The organism is uncultured Acidovorax sp. (assembly GCF_964021665.1).
Taxonomy (GTDB): domain Bacteria; phylum Pseudomonadota; class Gammaproteobacteria; order Burkholderiales; family Burkholderiaceae_C; genus Acidovorax; species Acidovorax temperans.
In genome coordinates this window covers 1-11,576 of sequence record NZ_CAXIAK010000100.1, presented here as the reverse complement: position 1 = coordinate 11,576, position 11,576 = coordinate 1, and the positions used below count along the sequence as shown (strand labels likewise).

The 11,576-nt window shown below is 63.4% G+C and carries 15 protein-coding genes; 8 read left to right on the top strand and 7 right to left on the bottom strand.

The genetic code is table 11. The features are described from left to right. Positions 1–552: aminotransferase class I/II-fold pyridoxal phosphate-dependent enzyme (locus tag AADJ04_RS15815; protein ID WP_341240197.1), on the bottom strand; the 552-nt coding region annotated here is incomplete at its 3' end. A 149-nt stretch (positions 553–701) separates the two neighbouring features. On the opposite strand from AADJ04_RS15815, the gene AADJ04_RS15810 reads away from it, so the two are divergent. Then, a complete protein-coding gene (locus tag AADJ04_RS15810; protein WP_044401006.1) occupies positions 702–1,169 on the top strand; it encodes an Lrp/AsnC family transcriptional regulator in 468 nt (155 codons plus the stop codon). Between the two features lie 31 nt (positions 1,170–1,200). Here AADJ04_RS15810 and AADJ04_RS15805 read toward each other — a convergent pair whose 3' ends face one another. From AADJ04_RS15805 to AADJ04_RS15785, 5 genes are all read right to left on the bottom strand, one after another. Further along, on the bottom strand, positions 1,201–2,097 hold the full coding sequence (locus tag AADJ04_RS15805) for a DUF3014 domain-containing protein (RefSeq protein ID WP_341240196.1): 897 nt from the start codon (positions 2,095–2,097) through the stop codon (positions 1,201–1,203). A gap of 155 nt (positions 2,098–2,252) precedes the next feature. Next, the gene (locus tag AADJ04_RS15800) at positions 2,253–2,924 is read right to left on the bottom strand and encodes a dienelactone hydrolase family protein (RefSeq protein WP_341240195.1); all 672 of its coding nucleotides are present in this window, start codon (positions 2,922–2,924) and stop codon (positions 2,253–2,255) included. Positions 2,925–3,007: 83 nt separating this feature from the next. Beyond that, positions 3,008–3,841: a class III extradiol ring-cleavage dioxygenase gene (locus AADJ04_RS15795; protein ID WP_341240194.1), complete on the bottom strand. Its 834-nt coding sequence runs from the start codon at positions 3,839–3,841 to the stop codon at positions 3,008–3,010. Between the two features lie 151 nt (positions 3,842–3,992). Continuing rightward, positions 3,993–4,412, bottom strand: a complete 420-nt coding sequence (arfB, locus tag AADJ04_RS15790) for an alternative ribosome rescue aminoacyl-tRNA hydrolase ArfB (RefSeq protein ID WP_341240193.1) — start codon at positions 4,410–4,412, stop codon at positions 3,993–3,995. Positions 4,413–4,636: 224 nt separating this feature from the next. After that, entirely contained in the window at positions 4,637–4,984 is a 348-nt protein-coding gene (locus AADJ04_RS15785) for a hypothetical protein (protein WP_341240192.1), read from the bottom strand. Between the two features lie 173 nt (positions 4,985–5,157). Between AADJ04_RS15785 and AADJ04_RS15780 the strand changes: the two genes are divergently transcribed. The 5 genes from AADJ04_RS15780 (at position 5,158) to AADJ04_RS15760 (ending at position 9,564) form a co-directional block, all read left to right on the top strand. After that, on the top strand, positions 5,158–7,026 hold the full coding sequence (locus AADJ04_RS15780) for a glutamine--tRNA ligase/YqeY domain fusion protein (RefSeq protein ID WP_341240191.1): 1,869 nt from the start codon (positions 5,158–5,160) through the stop codon (positions 7,024–7,026). Between the two features lie 53 nt (positions 7,027–7,079). Further along, complete coding sequence (locus AADJ04_RS15775; protein WP_341240190.1) at positions 7,080–7,907, top strand: GIY-YIG nuclease family protein; 828 nt, start codon at positions 7,080–7,082, stop codon at positions 7,905–7,907. A 37-nt stretch (positions 7,908–7,944) separates the two neighbouring features. Beyond that, on the top strand, positions 7,945–8,658 hold the full coding sequence (locus AADJ04_RS15770) for a phospholipase D family protein (RefSeq protein WP_341240189.1): 714 nt from the start codon (positions 7,945–7,947) through the stop codon (positions 8,656–8,658). Positions 8,659–8,660: 2 nt separating this feature from the next. Continuing rightward, positions 8,661–9,200, top strand: coding sequence for a DUF924 family protein (locus tag AADJ04_RS15765; RefSeq protein WP_341240188.1), 540 nt, complete (start codon positions 8,661–8,663; stop codon positions 9,198–9,200). A gap of 130 nt (positions 9,201–9,330) precedes the next feature. Further along, the gene (locus AADJ04_RS15760; protein WP_341240187.1) at positions 9,331–9,564 is read left to right on the top strand and encodes an addiction module protein; all 234 of its coding nucleotides are present in this window, start codon (positions 9,331–9,333) and stop codon (positions 9,562–9,564) included. Between the two features lie 74 nt (positions 9,565–9,638). Here the strand turns inward: AADJ04_RS15760 and AADJ04_RS15755 are convergent, their stop codons facing one another. Beyond that, positions 9,639–9,956 (bottom strand): hypothetical protein, encoded by a 318-nt coding sequence (locus AADJ04_RS15755; RefSeq protein ID WP_341240186.1) that lies wholly within the window; start codon positions 9,954–9,956, stop codon positions 9,639–9,641. A 12-nt stretch (positions 9,957–9,968) separates the two neighbouring features. Here AADJ04_RS15755 and AADJ04_RS15750 point away from each other — a divergent pair, with 12 nt between their 5' ends. Both AADJ04_RS15750 and AADJ04_RS15745 read left to right on the top strand, forming a co-directional pair. Beyond that, positions 9,969–10,280 carry a hypothetical protein gene (locus tag AADJ04_RS15750; RefSeq protein WP_341240185.1) on the top strand — a complete coding sequence of 104 codons (312 nt, stop codon included), beginning with the start codon at positions 9,969–9,971 and terminating at the stop codon, positions 10,278–10,280. Positions 10,281–10,871: 591 nt separating this feature from the next. Continuing rightward, a partial coding sequence (locus tag AADJ04_RS15745; protein ID WP_341240184.1) for a restriction endonuclease occupies positions 10,872–11,576 on the top strand: 705 nt, incomplete at its 3' end.

Below are 11,576 nucleotides of genomic sequence, written 5' to 3'. Positions count from 1 at the left end.
ATCGACCAGACCACGGTAGAGCGAGAGCGCCCGTAAGATGTGCTTGCGCTGAGCGTTGGGGTTGGCGGGGGTTTCCAGGTAGACCACGCGCGTCTTGGCAGTCAGCGCCTCGGCCACGCGCGCGGGGTCGGTCATGTCCACATGGCGCACCGTCACGCCAAAGCGGCCCAGGCCGTGGTGCAGGAACGAGAAGGTGCAGCCATAGAGCGTGAGGTCGGCCAGGATTTCGTCGCCCGGCTCCAGCATGGACCATAGCGTGGCGGTGATGGCCCCCATGCCCGAGCCGAACACCACCGCGCCCGCGCCCTCTTCCAGCGCCGCCAGCCGCCCTTCCAGCAGCGCCAGCGTGGGGTTGGCAATGCGGGTGTAGAAGTAGCCGGGTTCCTCGCAAGCAAAGCAGCGCGCGCCATAGGCAACGTCCGGGAAGGCATAGGTGGCCGAGGTGTGGATGGGCGGCACCAGCGCGCCCTGGTGGTCGGCGGGGTTGTAGCCGTGGTGAATGGCGCGGGTGCTGAAACCGGTGGCGGTGGAGCGGTCGGTGGTGCGGGTCATGCTTGTCTCCTGATGGGCCGACCACAGGCGGGGTGCGGGTCGGATGTGGCGATTCTTGGCCTCATCGACGGGCAAAATTTCGCCTTCTTTGCCTCAATATCAGATTCAAAGGGCAAAATTTGCCTCAAACAATCACCCTGCGAGCCACCATGCACCCCTACCCGCTCGACCCCGTAGACCGCACCCTGCTCAACGCCCTGCAGCGCGACGGCCGCGCCACCGTGGGCGATCTGGCCGAGGCGGTGTCGCTTTCCACCTCGCCTTGCTGGCGGCGCGTGCGTGCGCTGGAAGAGGCCGGGGTGATTGCGGGCTACCACGCCCACCTGCACCGCCAGCGCGTGGGCTGGGGCGTGCTGGGCTTTGTGCAACTGGCGCTGCACGACCACACGGCCGAAACCACCTCGGCCCTGGAGCGCGAGGTGATGGCCATGCCCCAGGTGCTTTCGTGCCACAACCTCTCAGGCCGCTACGACTACCAACTGGAGGTAGTGGCGGCCGACCTGGAATCGTTTGCCGACTACGTGCGCACCCATGTGCGCAGCCTGCCCGGCGTGCGTGAGATTTCGACGAGCTTTTCGCTCAAGGAAGTGAAGCGCACCATGGCGCTGCCGCTGTAGCAAGCTGCGCGGCAGCCACCGCTCCAACCCTTCAGCGTTGCGGGAGTTGCAGCGCGCTGGTGGCCACACGCTTGCGCAGCTCGCGAATCAGCGCTTTGGCCCGCGCCTCGTTGGCGGGCCCCATGCGCACCAGAATTTTCTGCCCGCTCGAGAGCGATTCCAGCGCCGGGTCCACCAGTTCATACCGCACCCATGGGCGCAGGTTGGGCACATCGGTGTTCACTGGCGTGAGCTTCACGCGCAGCGGGCCCTGCGGCTCGGGCGCCAGCAGCAGGTGGTCCAGCACGGCCACCAGGCGGTCGTTGAAGTACTGCTTGTGGTAGCCCAGTTCTTCGTGCGCTTGCTGAAACAGCGGGTACAGCCGCGCGTAGAGCGCCACGGCAGAATCCAGCGGCACCGCCTCGGCAAACGTCAAAAAAGCGCTGTAGCGGGCTGCGTTGGCGGCAGAGATCGTGGCACCTGCATCCCCTTGGTCATCCACCACAAAGCGCTGCGGCATGGGCTGCACCGGCCACATGCGCGAGGGGGCATGGGCGCGGGCCAGGTTGTCCACGGTGGCGACCACACGGCGAACAAAGCCATCGGTCACCAAAAACGACGCCAGTTTGTCGCGGCCCAGCAGTTCGGCCAGCAGGGCCGTGACCCGTTGGTCAGACTCGGCCAGCGTAGGCAAGGCAGGGTCTGCCGGTGCCAGGGCGTCCACAGGATTCTGGGGGCCAGATGCCTCGTGCATGGGCGGCGGGGCCACTGGCGCCTCTGGCGCTGCAGCCACAGGGGGCGGCGCCACGGTGACATGTTCAGGGCGCAGCCAGTACCACCAGACAGCTGCGGCCGCTACCGCGCAGGCCAGCGCGGCCGCAATGACCCGGGGGGTGGACGATGCGCGCTCCGGCGCGGGGCGGAACTCGGGGGTTTCGTGATCGGGCATCAGGTCTCCTCAGGTCAAAACAGGAACAACCCTTGTCCGAGTGGCTGAGGCGCCAGGCGTTCCCTGCCCCTACCGCAGTGGGGCTTGCTGGATTGGAAACCCGCTGGGTGAGGCGCCGGTAACGCGATGTAGACTGCGCCCCGCTCGCCCCAGGGCTAGAACGCCATCGGCGTCGTCGAAAGGGACTCCAGCCACGCCACCGTGGCCGCCAGTTCGGATGGCCGGATCTCGTGTGCGCTGGGAAACTCGTGGTACGCCACCGAGGCAGGCAGCGTAGCCAGGTGGTGGGGGATGGCCTGGGCGTGGGCCAGCGGGATCACGTTGTCGTAAGTGCCATGACTCAGCCACAGTCGCTTGCCATGCAGTGCATCCGCAGGCGCCGTCAGGGGCACCACCTGTTGCAACAGGCGGCTGTGCCACACCATCGCAGCGTGCATCAACGCAGGCTGCGTCAGCAGCAACGACAGCGCCATGATGCCGCCCTGGCTGAAGCCGCCCACCACCACCCGCTCAGGCGGAATGCCCAGTTGTTCGCTGGCGGCTTGAACCGTCTGCGCCACCAGCGCGCGGCTTTGTGCCTCTTGCGCTTCGTTGATGGTGCGCTCGCCATTGGGCTCGATGGAAAAATCAAACCACGCATGCGAACCAGGCCCCATGCGAAACGGCGCCCGCAGGCTCAGCACATGAAAGCGGTCTGGTATCTGGGGCGCCAGGCTGAACAGGTCTTGCTCGTTGCTGCCCACGCCGTGCATCAGCACCAGCAACCAGGGATGGGGCGTAGTGGCGATGGCGGGGCGTTGCAAAAAGGTCAGTGGCAAATCAAGCATATCCAGTCACCTCAGGCAGGTTGAAAAGTTGGGCGCCAGCACCCGCCAGGCGGGCTCTTGGTGCAGGAGCCAACAGGTGGCGGTCAGTGCACCGGGTGCAGCGAAAAGGCATCCATGGCCAGCATGCTGTACATCACTTCGCGGCTCAGATAGTTTGCCCGCAAATCGTCGCCTGCTGCGCCCAGCGCGAAGAACAAGGGCAGGAAATGGTCGTCCGTAGGGTGGGCGCGGGCAGCGTGTGGGGCCTGGCTGCGGTAGTTCAGCAGGGCCTTCAGGTCGCCGCGAGCCAAGGCGTCTTCAATCCAGCGGCTGAATTCCAGCACATACGGGGCAGGCTCGCGCGCACCGCCAAAGAATTCCGCCAGGTTGTGCGTCATGCTGCCAGAGCCCACCACCAGCACGCCCTGGCTGCGCAGGCTGCGCAAGGCAGCGCCCATGGCATACACCTCTGCCGGACCTGCGCCCACGGGCAGCGCCACCTGCACCACGGGCACATCGGCTTGCGGCAGCAAGTGCATCATCGGCACCCAGGCACCATGGTCAAAGGGCCGGGCTGCATCGCCCTGCGCGGCAATGCCCGCAGCGCCCAGCAACTCCAGCACTTCAGACGCCAATGCAGGCGAGCCTGGGGCCGGGTACTGCAACTGGTACAGCGCGGGCGGAAAGCCGCCAAAGTCGTGCCACGTAGCGGGCTGCGCACCCGCCATCACCAGGGGTGATCGCGCCATCCAGTGGGGCGACATCACCACCACGCCGCGCAGGCCCGGAAACTGCGCCTTCAGCTCCTGGCCCCAGCGGGTCAGCGCCGGGCCGGTTTCACCGGCCTCCAGCGCAAACAAGGGGGCACCGTGCGACACGAACAATGCGGGCACGGCTGCAGAAGCAGGGGTAGAAAGAGCGGAAGAATGCGTGGACATGGAACACCTCTTGTGAGTATTCGTACTGTAGAAGAGATCGTCCCGCCGAAAAAGCCGCCGAACAAGGACGGATTGTTCCGCCTATGCTGCGAATCAACCCTCTTCGTGACACCTCAGCGGTGGTAGCCGCCGCGCGGTGTGCGCGGGCCGCTCAATCCCCGCTGCACACCCGCCCCCGCAGCGCTTTGGTCTCGCCCCGCTGGCTCTTGCCTGCCAGGCGGCGCTGCTGCGCACCGTATGTGGGCTTGGTGGCGCGGCGCACGCGCGGCGGCGCAGCCACCGATTGCACCAGCGCGTTGAGCCGGGCCATGGCGTCAGCCAGGTTCTGCTCCTGGCTGCGAAACTGCTGCGCCTTGATCACCACCACCCCGTCTTGCGTGATGCGTGAATCGTGCAAGGCCAGAAGGCGCTCTTTCACCGCCTCTGGCAACGCAGAGGCCCGCACATCAAAGCGCAGATGCACTGCGCTTGATACCTTGTTGACGTTCTGCCCACCCGGCCCCTGCGCACGCACGGCGCACCACTCCACCTCTTCAGGCTGAATGGGGCGAACCAACGGGGCAGTAGACATAGGGCGGTGATGATGGTGCAAGCAAGGCTGAGCGCGGCTTCTTCTGGAAACACAAGAAACACGCGGCACCAGAATACCGCGCCTTTTTGCCGCGCCGTTTGCACAGGCCGCAAAAAAGCGCCCTGCCCCAAAGAGGCAAGGCGCTGGGAAGGCGCTTCGGCGGTGACGACGCACGAAGCGCGAGGGGAATGGTGCGCAGCCAGGGCCGCAGGGGCCCCTAACGTTCAGCGCCAGTCACGGTCACCGTGGTGGCGGTGGTGGCGATGCCCGCGATGGCCTTCACGGTAATAGTGGCCGGGGGGCGGCGCGTAGTACACCGCTGGGGGGGGCGCGTAGTACACGCGGGGTGGCGGTGGCGCGTAATAAATGGGGCGTGGCGCCACGTACACCGGCGGGGGAGCCACATAAACGGGGTAACCGTAGCCGTTGCTCACGCCCACCGACACGCCAGGCGAATTCACGCCAATCGACCAATTGACATCACGCGCCTGGGCAGCACCGGCGCCAGTCAGCAGCGCCAGGGCCACGCCGGCCGCTGCGGCCATGGATTGGATAGAACGGGTTTTCGTCATGGAAATCTCCTTTTTGAGGGGAGGCGGCCCACGGGCGGGGTTGGCCTCTGCCGTGCATAACGCACCAGGTGCCCAAAAGGATGGCACAAAACCGCCGCAATATTGTTTCTGGACGTACACGCGCCAGCGGCACCTGTGCCATTTGCCACGTAAGCGCCGCCTAAAATGGGCGAATGAGTACCCCCACCCCCGCCAACACACAACCTGCAGCCACCGCCGCAGCCCCCGAAGCCGTCAAGCCCAGCAACTTTCTGCGCCAGATCATCGAATCTGATCTGGAAAAAGGCACCTATGCCACCCGCCGCTGGGCAGGCAGCCCCGGCGACGCCGCCCACCACGCCAAGGGCGAGCCCGACCCCGCCAAGATCCGCACCCGCTTCCCGCCCGAGCCCAACGGCTACCTGCACGTGGGCCATGCCAAGAGCATCTGCATCAACTTTGGCCTGGCGCGTGACTACGGCGGCGTGTGCCACCTGCGCTTTGACGACACCAACCCCGAAAAAGAAGACACCGAATACGTCAACAGCATCATCGACGCGGTGAAATGGCTCGGTTTTGACTGGGCCCAGCTCGGCCAGCCCCCCGGCAGCGCCGCGCCCTACCAGGCCAGCGACTACTTCGACTTCATGTATCGCGCGGCAGAACACCTGATTGAAGCAGGCCACGCCTATGTGGACGAGCAAACGCCCGAAGAAATGCGCGTGAACCGGGGCGACTTTGGCAAGCCCGGCGTCAACAGCCCCTTCCGCACCCGCACCCCGGCAGAAAACCTGGCGCGCTTTCGCGAGATGCGCGACGGCAAGCTGGCCGACGGCGCTGCCGTGCTGCGCGCCAAGATCGACATGGCCTCGCCGAACATCAACATGCGCGACCCGGCCATCTACCGCATTCGCCGCGCCACGCACCACAACACGGGCGACACATGGTGCATTTACCCCATGTACACGTTTGCGCACCCCATTGAAGATGCGCTGGAGCAAATCACCCACTCGTTCTGCACGCTGGAATTTGAAGACCAGCGCCCTTTCTACGACTGGCTGATGGACCGCCTTTGCGAAGGTGGCCTGCTGGCCGCCCCCGCCCCCAAGCAGTACGAATTTGCGCGCCTGAACCTCACCTACGTCATCACCAGCAAGCGCAAGCTGGCCCAACTGGTTCAGGAGGGCAAAGTCAACGGCTGGGACGACCCCCGCATGCCCACCATCGTGGGCCTGCGCCGCCGTGGCTACACCCCCGCCGCCATCCAGATGTTTGCCGAGCGCATTGGCGTCACCAAGTCCGACAGCTGGATCGACTACAGCACCCTGGAAGGCTGCCTGCGCGAAGACCTGGAAGCCAAGGCCCACCGCGGCATGGCCGTGCTCGACCCCGTCAAGCTCGTGCTGACCAACTGGGACGAAGTGATGGGCCCCGGCCACCTGGAGCCCTGCCAACTGCCCGCCCTGCCCCACCCACCCGAAGGTGTGGAAAGCCCCGTGCGCCACTTCACCATCGGCAAAGAAGTGTGGATTGAGCGCGAAGACTTCGCCGAAGTGCCGCCCAAGGGCTACAAGCGCCTTTATCCGCCCCGGCCAGGGGCGGACGGTCAAATGCTGCCCGGCAACACTGTGCGCCTGAAGGGCGGCTACGTCATTGAATGCACAGGCTGCACTAAAGATGCAGATGGAAACATCACCGAAGTGCTGGCCACCGTGGTGCCCGACACCAAGAGCGGCACCACCGGCGCCGACACCGTGAAGGTGAAAGCCGCCATCACCTGGGTGGGCGTGGCCGACGGCGTGAACGCCGAAGTGCGCATGTACGACCGCCTGTTCAGCGACGCCCACCCCGACGCGGGCGGCAAAAACTTCCTGGAAAGCCTGAACCCAAACAGCCTGAAGGTGGTGACCGCCATCGTCGAGCCGTCATTGGCCAACGCCAAGCCGGACGACAAGTTTCAGTTTGAACGGCACGGGTACTTTGTGGCGGACCGGGTGGACCACACGGCGGAGAAGCCGGTGTTTAACTTGGCGGTGGGGTTGAAGGACAGCTGGGGCAAATAATGCTTCGCCCGCAAACCATTCAGATTTTTCTCCCTTCCGGTGATCCCCGGGGCATGCGCACTGCAGAAATTACGACCCGAATTGTTCGTATAGTAGAAGTGCCTCGCAGCCAGTTGGCAGACTTTCTGAAAACGCCCGAATCGCAACAGGTGGGTGTGTACTTTTTGGTGGGTGGCTTGTCCGATGTCGGTTTGCCACGCGCGTACATCGGCCAGTCTGGCAATGTAGGCAGCCGCCTGGCCCAGCACAACCTGAATAAGGATTTCTGGAACCGGGCGCTGGTGGTGATATCACTCACGAACTGCATGACGCAAACGCACGCACTGTTTTTGGAATGGTTTGCCATCGCCCAGGCCACCAAGGCTGGGCGCTACAGCCTAGAAAATGGCAACACGGGTTCTCAGCCCTACACGCCTGCACCATTGCAAGCGGATTGCCACGAGATTCACGAAACCTCAGCAACACTGCTGGCGACTTTGGGACAACCGATTTTTGAGCCGTTGACCCAGAACGCAAGTGCCAACAACGGCGAGCCGCAACCGACAGAGTTGTTCTATTGCAAAGGCCCCGATGCCAGCGGTGTAGGTGAATACACCCCTGAAGGCTTCGTTGTGCACAAAGGTTCGACGGCGCGCCTTGGCAACGTGGCCTCCATTCAAGGCACATCGCAAGAACGCTTCCGCGAGCAATTGGTTAAAGATGGTGTGCTTCAACTGCAAGGCACGCAGTATGTTTTCACTCGCGACTACTTGTTCTCCAGCCCTAGCATGGCAGCGATTGCCGTGCTGGGTCGGTCAGCCAACGGCTGGATTGAATGGAAAACAGAACAGGGACAGACGCTGGATGGCGCTAAGCGTCAAGTGATGAATGCGGTGAACTAAAAGCGAGTGCCCCACCCCTCCTCCACGCAGAACGAAAATGGCAAAGTTTCTATCCACCACTGGCACCAACTACCACCTTGAAGAGTTAATTAAGGGTGCGTCGGATCGCCTGATTCTGATCAGCCCCTTCCTCAAGCTCAACGACCGGATGAAGGAACTGCTGGCCGATAAGAACCGCCTGAAGATCGATGTCCGGATCGTCTATGGCAAAAGCGAGTTGCAGCCGCAAGAGATCGAATGGCTGCGCGGCCTGACCTACATACGCACCAGCTTCTGCAAGAACTTGCATGCCAAGTGCTACATGAATGAAGAGATGTGCATCATCACCAGCCTGAACCTGTACGAATTCAGCCAGGTGAATAACAACGAGATGGGCATCCTGATTCAGCGCAGCGAAGACGGGCAGCTATACAAAGACGCTTATGAAGAGGCGCAGCGCATCATTCGCATCAGCGATGAGGTGCGCATTTCGTTGGAACGAGTGACCAGTGACAGCGATGCAAGTGGCAAAGACGACGATAAAAGCACGGCCGATGCGCCAACAGACAAGCTCACGTCCTCCAAGATTGGACAAAAGCTGGGGTTGAAAACGGCACAGTTCTTGGATCGCGCAACAGAGCTGGGCTATCTGGCTGCTGATGGGGACAAGCACACCATCACACCCAAGGGCGAAAAGGCGGGCGTGGAGTTTGTTGCTAAATCGCGCTTCGGCCCGTACTTCTTGTGGCCGCAAGACTTCCATCTGGTCTGACCATGTCGCCGCAGCCCATCCTCCATTTCTGGTTCTCCGAACTCACTCCTCAGCAGCACTTCGCCAAAGACGCTACCCTCGACGAATCCATCCGCACCCGCTTCGGCCCCACGCTAGAGGCCGCAGCCCGCTGTGAGCTGTCACCCTGGCGCGCTACGCCCGAGGGCCGGTTGGCAGAAATCCTGGTGCTGGGCCAGTTCTCGCGCAATGTGTACCGCGACACCGCCCGCGCCTTTGCGCAAGACGCGCTGGCCCTTGCCCTGGCGCAAGAGCTGGTGGCCAGCGGGCAGGACCGCAACCTGCCCACGGCGCAGCGCGTGTTTGCCTACATGCCGTACATGCACAGCGAATCGGCACTGATCCACGAGCAAGCCCTGGAGCTGTTTGCACAGCCGGGCATGGAAAACAACCTGGACTTTGAGCGCCGCCACAAGGCCATCATTGACCGCTTTGGTCGCTACCCGCACCGCAACGCGATGCTGGGCCGCACCTCCACGCCTGAAGAGTTGGCGTTTCTGAACGAGCCGGGGTCTTCGTTCTAAAGGGGAAGCACTGGCTTGGGGATGCTTGAGCACTCCAAGCGCTAGGCCCTGCGCCCATGACGACCGCGATGTGCTTTGAGTTTTCCCTCTCGCTACAGTCAAGCCTTATGCCAATGCCACCGGAGCCGCCATGACCACCACCGCCGAAGCCCTCAGCGCCCAAGCCGCCCAACTGCCGCCCGCAGAGCGCATGCAAGTGGTAGAGCGCATCTTGGACAGCCTGGACCAGCCCGACGCCGCGCTCGATACGCTCTGGGCCCATGAAGCAAGTGACCGGCTGGCCGCCTACCGGCGCGGCGAGATCAAGGCGGTGGCCTTGTCCGATGTGATTGCGAAGTACTCTGCCGCCGCCCAGCGCACATGAACATCCGCTTGCTGGAGCCAGCACAAGCAGAGCGGGACGAAGCCGTTGCTTGGTAAGCAGAATAAGCACCAGGGTTAGGTGATGCTTTTTTGGTCGAAACGCTCAAGACCCTGCGGCTTGTGGAGCAGTTTCCCGAAGCGTGGCACCCGCTCTCCCCTGAGATTCGGCGCTGCCGGTTGCGGCGCTTTCCCTACAGCGTGGTCTACACCCAAGATGGCCCAGACATTCTGGTGCTCGCCATCGCGCACCAGCACCGCAAACCCGGCTATTGGAAGCGTCGGCGTGGCTGAGCAGAAGCGCCGTTTTGGTGTGATTGAGCTATTATTTTGATAGCTGCTTGCGCTTTTCCACCAAGTGTTACAAGCAAATTTCGCCCCAAAATCAATCACCATCAAAACCCATCCATGACGTCTCCATTCACCCCCACCTACGGCCCCGTGCCGCCCGGCGCGCTGGCGGGGCCGCTGCAGTTGCTGCCCGTCAACGCCGAAGTGGTGGCGGTGCACACCGCCACGGGGGCGCATGTGGGTTCACTCAAAAAGCTAGGCGGGGTGTGGAAGTTCAAGGCCATGGGCTATGGCGCTGATGGCGGGATGGAGCCGGGCCACGGCCCGCTGACCGACCAGCACAACATGGCGTTTGCCACGCCCGATGCGGCCGAGGTGAGTGCACGGCTGCTGGGGGCGCTGGCGGGTGAATCTGGCGCGGGGTCTTGATGGTTGAAAGCCCTTGGCACACTTCGTGTCGGCGCGGGGTTGTGGGCGTGCAGTGAGTGGCCTGCGCAGCTGGCGCTGAAGCGGGTATGCAAGGCCTCACCTTGCCATTTGGCACAGCCCTGAAATTGCTCTCATATCTATAGCTAGCAGCGCTTACCAGTTAAGCGCTACAGGCACTTTTTGCTTCAAACATCTGGTTGCGCAACCTGCGCACGCTTGGCCAGCAGCGCACCTGTGCTGGCGGGCTGGTGTGCGCTCTGCACTTGCCTTCATGGCCGCCCGAAAGAAGGCTGCGTGTTCCACATCGACTCCACGGCTTGCACCGTTTGGCGAAGGAAAGATGGATACAACCTCCACACCTGCTTACAATGTTAACTAAATGTAATTTGATACGGATTGGCGTAGCGGTTGCATGGCAGCAGCGCAGGTGTGAGAGGTGTTTGCCCCCCGCTTTCTGCGCTACGCAACCGATAGCACCCAGCGCTTTCTGCACAAGCCTTAGAAGGCTTTGAAGCATTGGGATTGCCCCACTTGATGCGGCCGGGAACTGCCGGGCAGGCCGCAGACCATCGCGTTAGCAAGGAGAACGATGTGGCACGCACTTATTCACGATCGGTGGGGCGCAGCAGGCGGCATGAACGGGCGCGGGGTGCGCTGCGTGAAAAGGGCTGGGCGGCGTGCGTGCTGGGTGTGGCGCTGCTGACGGTGTTCCCGCTGGTGGCCGGCAACACTACCTTCGGCGGCGCCGTCACCCAAGGGCTGCGCCCGGTGGGGTGGACGGCCTTGGGCCTGGGGGTGGTGCTGCTGGCCCTGCACTATGTGTTGAAGGGCAAAGAATCAAAACTGCGCGCGGTGCCCCCCGCCAACTCGCGCCCGGCGGCGGAAAAGCGCAACGGGCGCGCCACCCTGCAAACCGCCAACAGCATTGCAAGCCACCCTGCTGCCGATGCCAGCAACACGGCGCAACGCACCGAGCCCACGCTGACCGACACGGCGGCCCCCACAGCAACCCCGGCCGGACCCGCGGTGGCATGGAACATGGAAGTGTTTGCCGCGATTGAGTGGCGCCGCTTTGAGGCGGTGTGCGAGGCGCTGTTTGCGCAGGCGGGGTTTGAGACGCATGCCCAATCGCACGGGGCCGATGGTGGCGTGGACATTTGGCTGCACAGCCGCAACAGCCCGGGCCCGGCGGCGGTGGTGCAATGCAAGCACTGGCAGAGCAAACCCGTGGGGGTGCGCGAGCTGCGCGAGTTTTATGGGGTGATGGCATCGCACAAGCTCAAGCGCGGCACGTTT